At 67.6% G+C, this 17094-nt stretch carries 19 protein-coding genes; 2 read left to right on the plus strand and 17 right to left on the minus strand.

Annotation, left to right across the window (positions count from 1 at the left end; translation table 11 throughout):
* Positions 1-324 precede the first annotated feature (324 nt).
* Both ACIA5H_RS06825 and ACIA5H_RS06830 read left to right on the plus strand, forming a co-directional pair.
* Positions 325-588 carry a hypothetical protein gene (locus ACIA5H_RS06825; protein WP_397074424.1) on the plus strand — a complete coding sequence of 88 codons (264 nt, stop codon included), beginning with the start codon at positions 325-327 and terminating at the stop codon, positions 586-588.
* Between the two features lie 32 nt (positions 589-620).
* Positions 621-1427: an LLM class flavin-dependent oxidoreductase gene (locus ACIA5H_RS06830; RefSeq protein WP_397074426.1), complete on the plus strand. Its 807-nt coding sequence runs from the start codon at positions 621-623 to the stop codon at positions 1425-1427.
* Between the two features lie 73 nt (positions 1428-1500).
* On the opposite strand, the gene ACIA5H_RS06835 is transcribed toward ACIA5H_RS06830, so the two are convergent.
* The 17 genes from ACIA5H_RS06835 to folP all read right to left on the minus strand — a co-directional run bounded on the left by ACIA5H_RS06835 (position 1501) and on the right by folP (position 17071).
* Positions 1501-4056 carry an ATP-dependent Clp protease ATP-binding subunit gene (locus ACIA5H_RS06835; RefSeq protein ID WP_379250252.1) on the minus strand — a complete coding sequence of 852 codons (2556 nt, stop codon included), beginning with the start codon at positions 4054-4056 and terminating at the stop codon, positions 1501-1503.
* Positions 4057-4346: 290 nt separating this feature from the next.
* Positions 4347-5288, minus strand: coding sequence for an esterase/lipase family protein (locus ACIA5H_RS06840; RefSeq protein WP_379250250.1), 942 nt, complete (start codon positions 5286-5288; stop codon positions 4347-4349).
* Positions 5289-5375: 87 nt separating this feature from the next.
* Positions 5376-5966 carry an anthrone oxygenase family protein gene (locus tag ACIA5H_RS06845; protein WP_364436058.1) on the minus strand — a complete coding sequence of 197 codons (591 nt, stop codon included), beginning with the start codon at positions 5964-5966 and terminating at the stop codon, positions 5376-5378.
* A gap of 131 nt (positions 5967-6097) precedes the next feature.
* Positions 6098-6697, minus strand: coding sequence for an FHA domain-containing protein (locus ACIA5H_RS06850; protein ID WP_355079137.1), 600 nt, complete (start codon positions 6695-6697; stop codon positions 6098-6100).
* A 229-nt stretch (positions 6698-6926) separates the two neighbouring features.
* Positions 6927-7286, minus strand: coding sequence for an Lsr2 family protein (locus ACIA5H_RS06855; protein WP_039794672.1), 360 nt, complete (start codon positions 7284-7286; stop codon positions 6927-6929).
* Between the two features lie 115 nt (positions 7287-7401).
* Complete coding sequence (gene lysS / locus ACIA5H_RS06860; protein WP_355079258.1) at positions 7402-8901, minus strand: lysine--tRNA ligase; 1500 nt, start codon at positions 8899-8901, stop codon at positions 7402-7404.
* A 262-nt stretch (positions 8902-9163) separates the two neighbouring features.
* Positions 9164-9586 (minus strand): rhodanese-like domain-containing protein, encoded by a 423-nt coding sequence (locus ACIA5H_RS06865; RefSeq protein WP_355079260.1) that lies wholly within the window; start codon positions 9584-9586, stop codon positions 9164-9166.
* Between the two features lie 8 nt (positions 9587-9594).
* Positions 9595-10203, minus strand: coding sequence for a cysteine dioxygenase family protein (locus ACIA5H_RS06870; protein ID WP_356963552.1), 609 nt, complete (start codon positions 10201-10203; stop codon positions 9595-9597).
* Between the two features lie 181 nt (positions 10204-10384).
* Positions 10385-11182, minus strand: a complete 798-nt coding sequence (locus ACIA5H_RS06875; protein WP_379250245.1) for a type III pantothenate kinase — start codon at positions 11180-11182, stop codon at positions 10385-10387.
* A gap of 16 nt (positions 11183-11198) precedes the next feature.
* A complete protein-coding gene (gene panD / locus ACIA5H_RS06880; RefSeq protein ID WP_355079144.1) occupies positions 11199-11618 on the minus strand; it encodes an aspartate 1-decarboxylase in 420 nt (139 codons plus the stop codon).
* 13 nt (positions 11619-11631) lie between these two features.
* A complete protein-coding gene (gene panC, locus ACIA5H_RS06885) occupies positions 11632-12609 on the minus strand; it encodes a pantoate--beta-alanine ligase (RefSeq protein WP_356963551.1) in 978 nt (325 codons plus the stop codon).
* Entirely contained in the window at positions 12609-13553 is a 945-nt protein-coding gene (locus ACIA5H_RS06890) for a Rossmann-like and DUF2520 domain-containing protein (RefSeq protein ID WP_397074432.1), read from the minus strand. Before ACIA5H_RS06890 ends, panC begins: the two co-directional genes overlap by 1 nt.
* Positions 13554-13693: 140 nt before the next feature.
* Positions 13694-14641 (minus strand): DUF6779 domain-containing protein, encoded by a 948-nt coding sequence (locus ACIA5H_RS06895; protein ID WP_397074434.1) that lies wholly within the window; start codon positions 14639-14641, stop codon positions 13694-13696.
* A gap of 70 nt (positions 14642-14711) precedes the next feature.
* On the minus strand, positions 14712-15182 hold the full coding sequence (locus ACIA5H_RS06900; RefSeq protein ID WP_379250826.1) for a DUF3180 domain-containing protein: 471 nt from the start codon (positions 15180-15182) through the stop codon (positions 14712-14714).
* A gap of 2 nt (positions 15183-15184) precedes the next feature.
* Positions 15185-15721, minus strand: coding sequence for a 2-amino-4-hydroxy-6-hydroxymethyldihydropteridine diphosphokinase (folK, locus tag ACIA5H_RS06905; RefSeq protein ID WP_355079152.1), 537 nt, complete (start codon positions 15719-15721; stop codon positions 15185-15187).
* 58 nt (positions 15722-15779) lie between these two features.
* The gene (gene folB / locus ACIA5H_RS06910) at positions 15780-16217 is read right to left on the minus strand and encodes a dihydroneopterin aldolase (protein ID WP_356963547.1); all 438 of its coding nucleotides are present in this window, start codon (positions 16215-16217) and stop codon (positions 15780-15782) included.
* Positions 16214-17071 (minus strand): dihydropteroate synthase, encoded by an 858-nt coding sequence (folP, locus tag ACIA5H_RS06915; protein WP_355079264.1) that lies wholly within the window; start codon positions 17069-17071, stop codon positions 16214-16216. Before folP ends, folB begins: the two co-directional genes overlap by 4 nt.
* Between the last annotated feature and the right edge of the window lie 23 nt (positions 17072-17094).

Genomic DNA, 17094 nt, shown 5'->3' on the forward strand with positions numbered 1-17094 from the left:
CCGGCAGAATGAACGTCCCGCCCCTTCTTGCGTGTTCTTCGGCGCGCGACTACGGCCAGGACCAGGCGCAGCCGCAGCCCAGCCGGAGATTCTTCCTCCTCGCGCGGCGCGCCAGCGCAGGGCGACACGGTCCGACTTCTCCCGGTATCAGCCGATAGCAATTTCTCAGCGAACACTAATTGTCCGGCCTGCTGCCGATTAGCAAATAACTGGTAAATCACCGCGGGCAGAGCCTTCGGGCTCTGGGCGTACGTATCCAGGCGTATTCCGAGTGCCGACGCGCGACCGATGCCCCCGGCATGCCCTTCGGCGCAGTCTTTCGTCATGAATATTTTCACTCGACCCGAGGCCGTGAGTTTTCTGGCCGACCATTACGACGGCGGATGGCACCCCTGGCCGTTCTTCTGGATTTTCCCGCTGTTGTTCTGGCTGACCGTTGTCACGGTGCTGGTCTTCGCCCGGAGGCGGTTCATCGGACGTGTGAGCGGTATCGGCGCGCTGCGCATCGCGTTCGCCCGTGGCGAGATCACCGAGGAGCAGTACCGCAGCAGGCTCGCCGTCCTGAGCGAACCGCGACGCAAGCGCTGACCGGCCTGCCTTCACGATCGGGAGATCCCACCATGAGCATGACCTTCGGCATCGTTCTCACTCCGCGTTCGGGAGCGGACTGGGCGCGCGAGGCAGCCGCCGTCGAACAGCAGGGCTACCGGACCATCCTGTTGCCGGACACCCGGTTCACCCCCTCGCCGTTTCCGGCCCTCGCCGCGGCGGCCGCCGTCACCACCACCATTCGGCTGCGCCCGAACGTACTCGCCGCACCGCTGCGCACAGCGGCCGCCACGGTCAGGGAGACCGCGGCATTGCAGCTGCTGTCGGACGGACGTTTCGAACTCGGAATCGGCTCGGGACGCCCGGACGCCGCCGCCGAAGCACAGTGGCTCGGCACGTCCTGGGGTTCGCCCGCGCAACGGCGCGCGCAGCTGGTCGCCACCATCGCCGCCGTGCGGGCTGGAGTGAACCCCACCCCACCGGTCGTGGTCGCCGCCAACGGACCCAGAATGCTGGCGACCGCGGCGGAATTCGCCGACTGCATCCTGCTGGCCGCGGCACCCGGGGCCACCGAGTCGGAGCTGGCCGAGCTGGTCCGCACCGCACGGGACGGTACCGACCGCACCCTGCGCTTCACCCATCAGGTGGTCGGCATCGGGCAACGGCTACCGATCTGGACCGCGACGAAGCTCGGCCTGACCGCCGCCGCCCTCGCGGACGCGGGCGCAGCGGGCATGATTCCCGCGGAACCGTCCGCCGCCGCCGAAATCCTCGAGCGACGCCGGGAAAAGTACGGCATCGACGAGCTGATCGTGCCCGCTGAACTCGCCGCTGACTTCGCACCGATCCTCGCCTACTTCGCCGACCACGATTCCTGACCCGGCGCAGCGAGCGACACCGAATACGAAAAAGCCCGTGCCCACAGGTGGGCACGGGCTTTTCGGTTGCGGCTTACTCGCCCGAGGCGGCCTCGGTGGAGCCTTCCGTCGCGCCCGTCAGCACGACTTCGGGCTTCTCCTCGCTCGCGGCCTTGGTCAGCTTCGCCTTACCGGTGAAGGTGAACTTCGCGTCTTCGCCGGAGCCCTCGCCGTCCCAGCCCTCGACGTCGACCTGGATGGTCTGGCCCGGCCCGATCTCGCCGAAGAGGATCTTCTCCGACAGCTGGTCCTCGATCTCGCGCTGGATGGTGCGGCGCAGCGGCCGGGCACCGAGCACGGGATCGAAGCCACGCTTCGCCAGCAGGTTCTTGGCGTTCGGGGTGAGCTCGATCGCCATGTCCTTGTTCTTCAGCTGCGTGGCGACGCGGCCGATCATCAGGTCCACCATCTCGACGATCTGCTCGTTGGTGAGCTGGTGGAAGACGATCACGTCGTCGATGCGGTTGAGGAACTCCGGCCGGAAGTGCTTCTTCAGCTCGTCGTTGACCTTGAGCTTCATCCGCTCGTAGTTCGAGCCCTCGTTGTTCGACTGGGTGAACCCGAGACCGACGGCCTTCGAGATGTCCGAGGTGCCGAGGTTCGAGGTGAAGATCAGCACCGTGTTCTTGAAGTCCACGGTACGGCCCTGGCCATCGGTCAGGCGACCGTCCTCCAGGACCTGCAACAGGGTGTTGTAGATCTCCTGGTGGGCCTTCTCGATCTCGTCGAACAGCACGACCGAGAACGGCTTGCGGCGCACCTTCTCGGTGAGCTGGCCGCCCTCTTCGTAGCCGACGTAGCCCGGAGGGGCACCGAACAGCCGCGAAGCGGTGAAGCGGTCGTGGAACTCGCCCATGTCGATCTGGATGAGCGCGTCGTCGTCGCCGAACAGGAAGTTCGCCAGCGCCTTGGACAGCTCGGTCTTACCGACGCCGGACGGGCCGGCGAAGATGAACGAGCCGGACGGACGCTTCGGATCCTTCAGGCCGGCACGAGTGCGGCGGATGGCCTTGGAGACGGCCTTGACCGCGTCCTCCTGGCCGATGATCCGCTTGTGCAGCTCGTCTTCCATACGGAGCAGACGGGTGGTCTCCTCCTCGGTGAGCTTGAACACCGGAATACCGGTCCAGTTCGCCAGCACCTCGGCGATCTGCTCGTCGTCGACCTCGGCCACGACGTCCAGATCACCCGAACGCCACTGCTTCTCCCGCTCTGCCCGCTTGGCGACGAGCTGCTTCTCCTTGTCGCGCAGCCGCGCGGCCTTCTCGAAGTCCTGCGCGTCGATCGCGGACTCCTTCTCCCGGCGCGCCTCGGCGATCTTGTCGTCGAACTCGCGCAGGTCCGGCGGAGCGGTCATGCGACGGATGCGCATCCGCGCGCCCGCCTCGTCGATCAGGTCGATCGCCTTGTCCGGCAGGAACCGGTCGTTGATGTAGCGGTCGGCCAGGGTGGCGGCGGCCACCAACGCGCCGTCGGTGATGGAGACCCGGTGGTGCGCCTCGTAGCGGTCGCGCAGACCCTTGAGGATGTTGATGGTGTGCTCGACGGTCGGCTCGCCCACCTGCACCGGCTGGAACCGGCGCTCCAGGGCGGCGTCCTTCTCGATGTACTTGCGGTACTCGTCGAGGGTGGTCGCGCCGATGGTCTGCAGCTCGCCGCGGGCCAGCTTCGGCTTCAGGATCGAGGCCGCGTCGATGGCGCCCTCGGCGGCGCCCGCACCGACCAGCGTGTGCAGCTCGTCGATGAACAGGATGATGTCGCCGCGGGTGTTGATCTCCTTGAGCACCTTCTTCAGGCGCTCTTCGAAGTCACCGCGGTAGCGGCTGCCCGCGACCAGGGAGCCCAGGTCGAGGGTGTAGAGCTGCTTGTCCTTCAGCGTCTCGGGGACCTCGCCGTTGACGATGGCCTGCGCGAGCCCTTCGACGACGGCGGTCTTGCCGACGCCGGGCTCGCCGATCAGCACCGGGTTGTTCTTGGTACGGCGGCTGAGCACCTGCATGACCCGCTCGATCTCTTTCGAGCGGCCGATGACCGGATCGAGCTTGCCCTCGAGCGCGGCCTGGGTCAGGTTGCGACCGAACTGGTCGAGCACGAGCGAGGTCGACGGTGTGCCCGCCTCGCCGCGCGAACCGGATTCGACCGGCTCCTTGCCCTGATATCCCGACAGCAACTGGATGACCTGCTGGCGCACACGGTTGAGATCGGCGCCCAGCTTCACCAGCACCTGCGCCGCCACGCCCTCGCCCTCACGGATGAGGCCGAGCAGGATGTGCTCGGTGCCGATGTAGTTGTGGCCGAGCTGCAGCGCTTCGCGAAGGCTCAGCTCCAGCACCTTCTTGGCGCGCGGGGTGAACGGGATATGACCGGACGGGGCCTGCTGGCCCTGGCCGATGATCTCCTCCACCTGGCTACGCACGCCTTCCAGCGAAATGCCGAGCGACTCCAGCGACTTGGCCGCGACGCCCTCACCCTCGTGAATCAGCCCCAGCAGGATGTGCTCGGTGCCGATGTAGTTGTGGTTGAGCATCCGGGCCTCTTCCTGGGCCAGGACAACGACACGCCTCGCGCGGTCGGTGAACCTCTCGAACATCGCTCCCTCACTCTCCTGCTCCGACATTCTGGCAACAGACGCCGCAGTGTGCTGTGTACAACAACCGTGGGCGTCAGCCTGCCATGAAGCCCGGGGGTTGCGGCCCCCGCCTCCACTCTAGTTGGCGGGGGATGCCACCGCCGCCGGTCCACCCTATTGCCGACCGGCGACAGCACGGTCATTCACTCATAACGTGGGCGTCGCGGGATTCGTTTCCGGCCGGGTTTTGCCCTCAGCGAACAAACCGTCCGCCGACCGGATCTGCGCCGCACACGTACGACCTCGGCTGCCTACCCCGTGTACGGGTCGACGAAACCGCAGGGCACCGGGCGTTGATGAGCGGGATCGAGCGCGTTGAGCACGTAGGTCGCGGCCCTCTTGCTGCCCGCTATGCCCGTATGCCCAGAGTAGTCCGTCGCGCAGCCGTCCTGAACCACGATGTTGGTCACATGGGGGCCGGTGACCAGGCCGGAGGTGTACGGCACCACCAGTTCGTCCAGCTGGGTCGCGATATTGGTGTAGGTCACGTCGGGGTGGTAGACGCCGTCCGCGTTGAGTTCGCGAACGAACTCCGACCCTTGCAACACCTGCCTGCAGGCATTGCACGGCGATCCGGCCACGGCGTCGAACAGCGGACCGAGGCCGAGGCGTGTGCCGAACGCGTTCAGGTCCGCCATGCCGTACGCGTTCGAGCCTTGCCACGGCGGGGCCAGACCGACCATCTTGTCCACCTTGCCCGCGCCCGCGAGCCGTTTGACGAAGTAGTTGCCGATGAAGTTGCCCTGGGAATGGCCGATGAGGTCGACCTTGTGCGCACCGGTCGCGGCGCGCACCCGGTCTACGAAGGCGGCGAGCTGGGCCGCGCTCTGCTCGATCGGGAGCATGCCCCCGATGGCCGACGCGGGCCACGGCAGGTCGTAAGCGCCGAACGTGGCCGAGTACACGCAGTAGCCCTCGTTGGCCAGCAGCGGCGCGTACACGCCCCAATTCGTCTGTGCGCCACCGCCCGTGCCGTGGACGAGGACCACGGGGTTCGGGTGCTCGGAGTTCGGCCGGCACGACCAGTCGTTGGTGCCGGGCAGCGAACCACCCGGATTGGACAGTTCGGCGGGAATGCCCGCGAAGAAGTTGAACTCGACCGGATATCGCTCCTGCGCGTGCGCAGCGCCCGCGGTGGCGCACACCGCGGCGAGCAGAACGATGAACAACGAAAAGCCTGGGACACGCCGCACGATAGCCTCCCGGTCCGGATCGTCTTCGGGGAAGCTACCGCACGGAGTGGCCCAGACGGCGCAGATTCCGGCGGGTCGTTGCGGAAACTAGCTCTGACCGAAGGCCGACGCGCCGGACGGGTACGGCGCCGCGTACTCGCCTGCGGCGATCCGGCCCGGCGCCGCCGCGGCGGATGCCTTCCCCTGCTGGATTCCCGCGACGAACAGCGCACCGCACAGCACCAGGAAGGCCAGCGTGTGGAAGACGCCACGCACGATGTTCCAACGCACCCAGGCGGATTCGAAATCGGCGCGCACCGCCGCCGGGTCGGCGATCGACGCCGGGTCGCCGGCGGCGGCCAGTTGGTCGTTGAGCGGAACATTCAGCCCGGAGGTCACGGCGAAGGCGATCACGTTGAGCACCAGAGCCAGGCCGATCCAGATCAGCGTGCTCCGGTGCTCACGTCCCAGATGCAGCGCCGCGGCCAGGATGGTGAACCCCACCGTGCCGAGGAAGCCGATCATGAACCAGGGATTGATGATCACCACGTTGATCTTCTGCATCGCGTCGATCATCGCGCGATCGTCGGTGCGGGCCAGCGCGGGCATCACCGAATTGGCGTACGCGTAGAAAAGGCCCGCGACCAGGCCCGTAGCCAGTGTGGCGAGCACCAGTGCGGCGAGACGTGTGGCGGTCATGACTTCCTCCTGCTTCGGAAACCGGCCGGAGCCATCGCCCCGGTCGCTCGTCTCCGAGTCAAGCCGTCGCCGCCGTGACTCTCCATGGTCGAGAAGCTCGATCGGATGAGCGAGCGTCTACGGTGGACGTCTCACAGGTCCCGATCGGAAATGAGCCCACTCTGCATGGCCAGTCCAGCCAGCCGCACCCGCTTCTGGTTCTGCGGCAGATCCTCCACCCCGAACTTGGCGAACAACGCGCGTAGATGGGTCTTGATCGCGTCGACGCTGAGGAACAACTCCTCGGCGATCTGCTGATTCGAGGCGGGAGTGGCGAAACCCGCGCCGTGCTTGTACGGGCGGCACAGCGCGACCAGGACCGAGCGCTGCGTTTCGGTGAGCGACCGCGCGGTGGGTATCGAGCCGGTGGAGGTGCGGGTGATGTCGTCGGACACGCCGCCGAAGTCGTGAAAGGACACCCGAGACGTACCGACCCGGATGACGTCGCCCGCCATCAGTCTGCGGCGGCCGACCAGCCGGTCCCCGTTGACGAAAGTGCCGTTGCGGGAGAGGCCGTCGTCCACGATGGTCCAGTGCGCACCCAGGTATTCGACCGCGGCGTGTAGCCGGGACACTTCTGCGTCCCAGCTCAGGGCGAGATCGGCATGCGGGGAGCGACCGATGGTGACGCGGCCGCGGTCGGGCGTGAGCGTGAGCTCCTGCTGCCGACCGGCGTCATCGGTGAACCGCAAGAATGATCCGACGAATCCTGTCACTGCGCCGATACCTCACCTCTCCATACCGCCAGTGACCTTCGCACGCTTCCATGGTGCCGCTTCCCGGTACCACGAGCAAGATCGATTCATCCGCCGTGACGGGCCACCGTGCGAACCGGTCTCGCTGCTATATCGAAGCCCTATCACAAACAAGACCGCCGTCCCGACGTCGCACGATTCGCCGGGACGGCGGCCGGAAAAAGAACTATCCCTTCGCGGCCTTGTTGTACGCGTCGGTGATGTCGGCGGAGATGCGGCCCCGCGCGGACACCTTGTGTCCATTACGGCGCGCCCACTCACGAATTGCGGCGCTTTGTTCCCGATCGATCGAGACCCGGCTCTTCGGCGTGCCCGTTGCGGCCGCGGCGGCCTTGACCCGGCGCCGGCCGCTGACCCGGCGCGCATTCGAAACCCACTCCTCCAAACCGTCGCGCAGCTTAGCCGCATTTGCCGACGACAGGTCGATCTCGTACGACACACCGTCGATCGCAAACTCGATGGTCTCGTCTGCGATGGACTCACCGTCGACATCGTCGATCAGGCTAACGGTGACCTTCTTTGCCATGAGATGAACGTCCTCTCGAAATCGTGCGACCCGCATACTAGGCCGATTACCCGAGGCAAGAATACCTCGAATTCCGGAAATTCCAAGACGGAGCCGCTGCTTTGCAATCCAGTGGTCACCTGGTGACCGGACGCACAATTGGGAACAGTATCGTTTCTCGGATTCCCAAACCCGTCAACGCCATCAACAACCGATCGATTCCCATACCCGTTCCGGTCGTCGGCGGCATGCCGTGCTCCATCGCGGCGAGGAAGTCCTCGTCCAGCACCATCGCCTCGTCGTCACCCTGCGCGGCCAACCTGGCCTGGTCGACGAACCGCTCCCGCTGGATCACCGGGTCGACCAACTCCGAATAGCCCGTGGCCAACTCGAAGCCGCGCACATAGAGGTCCCACTTCTCCGTGACGCCGGCGGTGCTGCGATGCTGCCTGGTCAACGGGGATGTCTCCACCGGGAAGTCGCGCACGAAAGTCGGTGCGTACAGCTTGTCACCATACTGGTGTTCCCAAAGTTCCTCGACGAGTTTCCCGTGACCGTAGCCCTTGCCCTCCGGAATTTCCAGACCGACCCGATCCGCGAGTGCGCGCAATTCGGCGACCGATGTTTCCGGAGTGACCTGCACACCCAGCGCATCGGACAGCGACGGGTACATCTCGACGGTGGCCCACTCGCCACGGAGATCGTATTCGGTGCCGTCGGCCAGGGTCACCACCTGCGTGCCGAACGCCTCCTGCGCCACTTCCTGCACCAATTCCCGGGTCATCACCGCCGAGTCGTCATAGGTGCCGTAAGCCTGGTACGTCTCCAGCATCGCGAACTCGGGGGAATGCGTGGAGTCCGCCCCCTCGTTGCGGAAGTTCCGGTTGATCTCGAAGACCCGCTCCAAGCCGCCGACCACGCAGCGCTTCAGGAACAACTCGGGCGCGATGCGCAGGAAGAGGTCCATGTCGAGGGCATTGGAATGGGTGACGAACGGCCGGGCCGCGGCGCCGCCGTGCAGCGTCTGCAGCATCGGCGTCTCCACCTCGAGAAAGCCCCTGCGCTCGAGCGCGTTGCGCAGCGCGCGCACCACGGCGATGCGGGTACGGGCCATCTCCCTGGCCTCAGGGCGCACGATCAAGTCGACATAACGCTGCCGGACCCGCGACTCCTCGTTCATCTCCTTGTGCGCCACCGGCAGCGGCCGCAGAGCCTTCGCCGCCATGAACCAGGAATCGGCCATGACGCTCAGTTCCCCGGTTCGCGAAGAGATGACCTCACCGTGCACGAAAACGAAGTCACCGAGGTCGACGTCCGCCTTCCAGGCGGCAAGCGCGTCCGCGCCGACCCCGTTCAGACTGATCATCGCCTGCAGCTTGGTGCCGTCGCCTTCCTGCAGTGTCGCGAAACACAACTTGCCGGTATTACGCAGGAATATGACGCGCCCGGCGACGCCCACCTCTTGTCCGGTGGAGGTGTCGGCGGCCAGGTCCGGATATGCGGCCCGAATTTCCGCCAGGGTATGCGTACGCGGCACGACGACGGGATACGCCTCGCCACCGGCCGCGAGCAGCCGCTCCCGCTTCTCCCGGCGAATCCGTATCTGCTCCGGGGCATCGTCGGCGGCGGGCGCCACAGCGGGCCGCGAATCCGATGTCGATGCGGTCGAAGAGGCAGAGTTCGGGGTGCTCACATCGAACAACCCTAGCGTGCACCGGAAATCGTTTTGCGCGCCGCCCGGACTCCGACCCGGAGTAACGAAACGGTATCGATGCGGCGCACCGCCCGGGACGTCCCGGTCCACGTCCCGGAGACCCGAAATAGCCGGTGCGCATCATAGTGTGTGCGAAAACACCTGCGCGCCCGGCTATTTCGAGATGGAAGTGTTGGCGGGGAAATTACAGCGAGGCGAGCGCCTCGGCCTCACGCACGAAGTGCGACGCCCCGACGGCGACGTTCAACAGCCCGGCCGCCTTCAACGCCTGGTAACCACCCACCAGATCGGTCGCCCGGTGCAGCCCGAGTTGCTGCAGGGCGGCGGCGGCCAAGCTGGAGGTATAGCCCTCGGAGCAGACGACGATCCATTCCACGTCGTGATCGGCGGCCAGCGCCAAGCGGGCCGAACTGGTGGGGTCCAGCCGCCATTCCAGGACATTGCGCTCGATCACCAAGGCGCCGGGCAAGGTGCCCTCGCGTCCGCGTTGCGCCTGCGGCCGGATATCCACCAGAATGGCGCCCCGCTCGATGGCTTCCGGCAATTCGAAGGCATAGATCCGGTCGAGTTGCGCCCGTGCGTTCTCGAGCATCTGATCGATGGTCAAACGGGTCATCACATGTCACCTTCGGGCTGGTCGGTGAGGACGGTTCGGGTGCGCCGCAGGGTGCCGTGGCCGGTCACCTCGTAATACGACATGGCGGTGAGCGGCGGGGAATAGGCGTGCACGCTGAGCGTCGGATCGAGCGGGCCCGCGGATTCGACGGCGCCGGGCACGTCGGCGGGCGCCCGCATGACGTCGTGCACCCAGCCGATCGGGAACGAGGCCTGGTCACCCGCCGCGAGCGTACGGCAACGCAATTCCGTTCCGTTCCAGCGGTATTCGGATAACGCGCCGCTGAGCACAGTGAGCGCGCCGAGCGACCCGGCATGGTCGTGCAGCTCGGTCGACTTGCCCGGCGTCCAGCTGATCAACCAGACGTCGACCTCGTCGTCGGAGAGCAGCCTGGTCGCCCAGCGCTCGTCGTGCGGCCATGTCCCGTCAGCTGGAAGCAGGTGGTCATAGCGACCGGCGAGCACGTCCTCGGCGCCCTCGTCGGTCAGCCGCAGCAGATCGGCCGGGCGCAGCCGAGTGGGCAGAGCGGGTGCCACCGAGCGTTCCACCGGCGGAGTAGCCGACAGCGCCGTACGCGCGGAAGAAAGGGAAAGAACAGAAGAACGCATGAGCGAATCTCCAGGAGGAAGGTAACGGTCGAGGGCGGGAACTCAGCCTCGATCGGTCGAGGCACGTCAGCCTCGACAACACTCCTGGGTGCTCACGAAGAAAGTCACGAGAGGGAGTTTAACAGCATGCGACGCGGTGTCGACAAGTCCCTGGCCTGCGACGAATCCAACACCGCGCATATCAGACATTTCCCTTGCGCCGCTGGTTGCGTTCGTATACGAGCCGCAGGCCGGTCAACGTGAGATGCGGATCGTGGTCGTCGATCGTTTCCGATTCCGGGACGATCAGCGGCGCGGTCGCGCCGGTCGCCACCACCGCGACATCGTCGCCGGCAAAGGCGTCGAACTCGTCACGAATCCGATCGATCAGGCCGTCGACCAGTCCGGCGAAACCGAATACCGCGCCGGACTGCATGCATTCCATGCTGTTCTTCCCCAGCACCGACCGTGGCCTGGTCAACTCCGCCCGCCGCAGCGCACTGCGTTCTACCAGGGCTTCCGTGGAGATCTCCACACCGGGTGCGATGATCCCGCCGAGAAACTCACCCTTCTTCGACACCAGATCGACGCAGATCGCCGTGCCGAAATCGACGACGATCGCGGGCCCGGAATACCGCTGGTAGGCGGCCAGGCAATTGACGATGCGGTCGGCGCCGACTTCTTTCGGATTGTCCACCAGCAGCGGAATCCCGGTGCGCACACCGGGTTCCACCAACACGTGCGGAACGTGTGCCCAGTATTGGCCGAGCATGCCGCGCAGTTCGCGCAGCACGGGCGGCACCGTCGAAAGCGCCGAGACGCCGATCACCTCGTCCAGTTGCGCGCCGACCAACCCGCGCACCTGCATGGCGAATTCGTCGGCGGTCAGCAACGGATTGGTGTGGATACGCCAGTGGCGCACCAGTTTCGAATGCTCTCCGGAACCGGAGAACAAGCCGAGTTCGATACTCGTATTGCGGACATCGATGGTCAGCAACATGTCCGGTCGCCGCTGTTCAGACGAACGACAGCGAGCGCGGCGAGGTCAGGCCCGAGCCCTCCGGTGCGTGCGCCGGGTCCGAACCGAGCTCGACCGGGCGGTTGCGCTCGTCGACGAAGACGACCTTGGGGTCGTATTCCTTCAGCTCCTGCTCGTTCAGCTGGCCGTAGGCGATCAGGATGACGAGGTCGCCGGGATGCACCAGGTGGGCCGCGGCGCCGTTGATCCCGATCACCCCCGAACCCCGCTCACCGGCGATCACGTAGGTCTCCAGGCGGGCGCCGTTGTCGATGTCGACGATGCAGACCTGCTCGCCTTCCAGCAGATCGGCGGCGTCGAGCAGGTCCTGGTCCACGGTGACCGAACCGACGTAGTGCAGGTCGGCGTGCGTCACGGTGGCACGGTGGATCTTCGACTTCATCATGGTGCGCAGCATTGCGTCGACCTTTCTAGTTCGCGGGAGGAAGCGGGGCGGGATTCGACACCGCCGGAACGGACCGGGGGTCCACGGCGGGCCGCGAACCGGAGACGTTGGGATGGCCGTCGATCGGAGCGCCGAGCGTGACGGCGATGTTGTCGATGAGCCGGGTAGTGCCCACCCTGGCCGCGATCAGCAATCTGGCGTTGCCCGCGGCCGGGGCGGGGCCCAGGGTGGCCGAGCGCAATTCCAGGTAGTCGACGTCCACGCCGGGCACGGCGTCGAGCACCTGACGGGCGGCCGCGAGCACCGCGTCGCCGCCGAGTCCGCCCGCGTGCTTGCCCGCCGACAGGGCGGCCGACAAGGCGAGCGCCGATTCGCGCTGCACGGGGTCGAGATAACGGTTCCGCGAGGACATGGCCAGGCCGTCGGCCTCACGGACGGTGACCACCGGCGTGATCTTCACGTCGAAGTTCAGGTCGCGGACCATCTGCCGGATCAACGTGAGCTGCTGGTAGTCCTTCTCGCCGAAGAACGCCTCGGTCGGCCGCGCGATCTGCAGGAGCTTGGCGACCACGGTGAGCATGCCCGCGAAATGGGTCGGGCGGCTCGCCCCTTCCAGCTCCGCGCCGAGCGGGCCTGGCTGCACCGTGGTCCGCGGGCCGTCCGGATACATGTCGGACGCGCTGGGCGCGAACACCAGCTCGACACCCTCCGCGCGCAACAACTCGACGTCGGCGTCCAGCGTGCGTGGGTACTTGTCCAGGTCTTCGTTCGCCCCGAACTGCAACGGGTTGACGAAGATCGAGACGATGACCACCTGGTTGGTCCGCTTGGCCAGCCGCACGATCTCCAGGTGGCCCTCGTGCAGCGCACCCATGGTCGGCACCAGCGCGACGGTACGGCCGACGCCGCGCAGCGCGGCGGACACCGCGCCGAGCACGGCGGGATCGTGGTGGACGGTCAGCGCACCGGGCCGGTAGGCGCCGCGCAGTTTCGGGTCCAACATCAGCGTCCTTCCAGCAGTTCGATGACGGCGGGGGCGGTGCCCGCGCGTTCCGCCGTGCGCAGCGACAGCGCGCGATACGCCTCGGCCAGCCTGGCGTCGACCGACGCCAGCGCGGTCAGGTGCGCGGCCACCGCGTCCGCGTCACCACGGGCGACCGGGCCGGTCAGCGCGGACTGGCCGCGCCGCAACGCGTTGTCCAGCGCCGCCGATGCCAGGGGCGCGAGCAGACGCTCGGCCAGGCCGTTGGGCTGCTCGTCCACCAGCTGCTGGCCCATCAAGCCGGGGCCGGCCAGGGCGGCGCGCAACGCGGCCACCGCGTCGACGATCACCGTGACCAGGTGATTGCTGCCGTGCGCGAGCGCGGCGTGGTACAGCGGCCGGTTCTCCTCCGGCACCCGCACCGGCTCGCCGCCCATCTCGATCACCAGCGACTGCGCGATGGCGTAGCCGACCTCATCGGCGGCGGTGATGCCGAAGCACGCGTTGCCGAGGCGGTTCACGTCCTCGTCGTGTCCGGTGAAGGTCATGGCCGGGTGGATGGCCAGCGGAAGCGCGCCGATCTCGGCCAGGGGCGCGAGTACGCCGACGCCGTTCGCGCCGGACGTGTGCGCGACGATGGTGCCGGGACGGACGACTTCCGCACCGGCCAGACCGCGAACCAGGCCGGGAAGCTCGGCGTCGGGCACGGCCAGCAACAGCAGCTCGCTGCGGGCGGCCACCTGTTCGATCGGCAGGATCTCCGAATCGGGCAGCCGGGTCCGGGCACGCCGCACCGACGCGTCGGAGATCGCGCAGACGCCGAACACGACGTGTCCGGCTCGCTCGAGTGCGACGCCCAATGCCGAGCCCACGCGTCCCGCCGAGACGATTCCCACCGTCAGGCGTGCGGGCGCGGGGTCGTAGCCCGAATCAGCGTTGTCGGAATTCACGCTTCTCGAGGTCAACGTTGTCCTCTCGATGTCGTTCCAGTCCCGCCATGCGGGTACCGGACGGTACGCCAAGAGGATATCTACAGGTGCTTCGCCGCCGCCACGGGGTGTCCGCGTGATCTAGGCCGCAGTACCGGGCCGGGCCCCGGCTCCGCTCACCGGCGGTCCCGCTCCTCCGATTGCAGGTTGGCCATGATCTCCGCGACCGAGAGACGACGCGACGGCGTCTCGTCGTCGCTTTCCGCCCGGCGGCGCCTGCGCGCGCTCGGCGTGCCCATGGCGGGCGCTGAGGCCGGCCGAGAGGCCGGTTCCGGCGTCGGCTGGGGCCGTGCGGCGGGCTGGGTGGGTGGCTCGTCCAGCGGCTCCTCGTCCACCGTCTCGGTGAAGGCGTCGGCCCAGCCGCGCGGCTCGGCGTAGCGCGCCCGCTCAGCGTCGGCCTGGTCGGCGTCGTCGAGGGAGACGACGGCGGTCTCCGCGGTGACCGGATCATCGAAGGGGCTGGCGAAGACCGGTGGCTCGGGATGGTCGGGCTCGAAGATCGGCGTCATACTGCTACGCGGTTGCTGGTCGGCGAACATCGACCACATCCCGGCATTCGCGGAGCTATTGTTCCCCGATTCCGTGCCGGAGCTGGTCAGCTCCTGGATCCTGGTCGCGTCGGCGCGCAACGCGGGGCGATCCATCGGCAGATCGCCGTCGAACAGCCGCTGCAGGCTCTGCCGCAGCACGGTGAGCTCCGCGCGCAAGGCCGCGAGTTCGGTCGCGTCGGCGCCCACCTCCTCGCGGACCCGCGCCTCCACACCGAGCTCGTACTCGCGGCGCGCGGTGACCTCACGCTCCAGCTGCAACGCGTAGACGGTTTGCAGATCGCGGACCTTCGCCTTGTCGATCGTCGCCTCTTTGCGGTACTTCGTCGCAGCAAGAGCCCCGATCGCCGCGGCCCACAGGGCCGCGACCAGACCTACCCGTACGAACTCGACACTGTTGCTGAAGATCAGGAAAACACTGGCAACCAGACCGAGCACGATCAGGACGCCGACGAATAATTTTCCCGCGTCGTCCCGCCGTCCACGGGAAGTGCTGCTACGGGAGGGTGAAACCATGCCAGCCAGGGTAGCCAATTGCTTCGGCCACGCCCAGATTCCGGTTTTGTGATTAAGTTCGTGAAACTAGCTATGTAGTTGCCGCATCGTCGGTGGGATCCTCCGGCGCCCGGCAGCAGTACTCCAGCCAGAGGGCCGCAGCAACCAAAGCGAAGCCCGCCAGCATCCCGACGATCGCGCCGGGACTGTCGGCCGCGGCCGCGCGCAAGGTGCCGCGCTGCGGGAGGACCCAGCACAGGAATCCGAGCCAGATACCCGCGGCGATCGAACCGACCTGCGCCGACGCCTTGGCCAACGCGACGGCGCGGGCCGCCGTGATCGGATGCAACTGGTGACGTCCATCGCCGATCTGGTGATCGTTGACCCGCGCCCGGATGACGAAAGCGAGCACAGCTTCGATCGCGGCCACCGGATACAGCGAGGCGCCCGCGAAGATCGAGATCGGCGGGAAGCTGTCATAGGCCACCCGGGTGGCGATCCACGCGACGATCGCGGCGATCAGCACGTTCGCCACGAGGTCGAGTACGCGAGTCGGCTTCAGTTTCACGACGGCGCGCCCGTCAGCGAGAACTCGGTGCGACGCACCCCGGCGCGTTCGTCCGGATCGAGCCCGGCCAGCAGATCCGCGACAGCGTGCGGCACGCCGTCGACCTCGAGCACCGCGTCCGGCATCACGTCCAGCCACGGCGCCAGCACGAAGGCGCGCCGATGCGCCTGCGGGTGCGGCAGGATGAGATCCGGGTCGGCGCTACGGCACGCGACCGGCTCACCGCCGCGCAGTTCGGCGCACCACACCACGTCCACGTCGAGTGTGCGTGCGCCCCAGCGCACTTCACGCACCCGTCCCGAGGCCTGCTCCAGCTCCTGCCCGCGACGCAGCCAGTCGGCGCAGCCGAAGGCCGGATCCTCTACCAGCACAGCGGCATTGAGATAGTCCCCCTGCGGGACACCACCCCAGGGCGCGGTCGAATACACGGCGGAGACCGCCAGCACGCGATGGCCGAACCCGTCCAGGACGCTGCGCAGATGCGCGAGCCGATCACCCAGATTGGAACCGATGGACAGCACGGCACGGGTCATCGGCGCACCTCCGCGGCGCCCGGCACGGTGAAAAACACCGCGCCGCAGTTCCGCTCGCTCATCCGACGGGCTCCCCCCGGTGACGCGAGGTGATCACCCGCACATCGGCGAACGTGTGCGGGATCGGCGCGGACGGCTTGTGCAACACCACCTCGACCGACCGGATCCGCGGATCGGTCATGACATCGTCGGCGATCTCCGAGACCACCGTCTCGATGAGATTGCGCGGCGGACCCTGGACGATGCGCACCGCGCGTTCGGCCAACGCGCCGTAGTCCACGGTGGCCGCCAGGTCGTCGGACGCCGCGGCCACGTCGAAGTCCACCCATACCGTCAGGTCGACCAGGAACTCCTGGCCGTCGCGGCGCTCGTGCTCGAACACGCCGTGGTGCCCGTAGGCGCGCAGGCCGCGCAACTCGATGCGGTCGGCGCCGCGCCGGATCGCCGAATCACCCGGCGGCGCCTCGTCTTCGGCGTGGATCGGGGACCGGCTCATCGTCGAGCTCCTTGCGCACTGGATCGGGCGGTGTCGTGCTGTTCGGCGCGCTGCCGTGCGGCATTCTGCCACGCGTCGGTGACCGTGATGGCGTCCAGCGAGGCGCGCACGTCGTGCACCCGCACACCCCACGCGCCGTGCACCGCGGCGAGCGCCGAGATGGTCGCGGTGGCCGTCTCCCTGCCGTCCGGTGGACGCGGCCCCGCCTCGTCGGCGAGCAGGGAGCCGAGAAAACGCTTGCGAGACGCCCCGATCAGGACCGGGAGCCCCTGCGCGACCAATTCCGGCAGCGCGCCGAGCAGAGCCCAGTTGTGTTCGGCGTTCTTCGCGAAGCCCAAGCCGGGGTCGAGAATCAGCCGGGACGACTCCACGCCCGCGGCGACGGCCGAGTCCACTTGCGCGGTCAACTCGGCGAGCACTTCCGCGACCACGTCGTCGTAGTGGTCCGCCGGTCCGGTGTGCCGGTAGTCGGCGCCCGCCCGCCAGTGCATGAGGATCCACGGGACCCGCGCGGAGGCGACCACGCGCACCATGTCGGCATCGGCGCGGCCGCCGGAGACGTCGTTCACCACCGACACCCCGGCTTCGATCGCGGCTTCGGCGACGGCGGCGCGCATGGTGTCCACGCTGGTCGGCACGCCCGCCGCGACCAGTCCGCGGATGACCGGTGTCACCCGTGCGGTCTCGGTCGCCGCGTCGACGCGGACCGCGCCCGGCCTGGTCGACTCGCCGCCGACGTCGATGACGTCCGCGCCCGCGGCGTGCAGCCGAACGCCGTGCGCGATGGCCAGCTCGGGATCGAGGTATCGCCCGCCGTCGGAGAACGAATCGCTGGTGACGTTCACCACACCCATCACCACACACGAGCGCCCGTCGC

The organism is Nocardia sp. NPDC051900 (assembly GCF_044452545.1).
GTDB lineage: Bacteria > Actinomycetota > Actinomycetes > Mycobacteriales > Mycobacteriaceae > Nocardia > Nocardia sichangensis.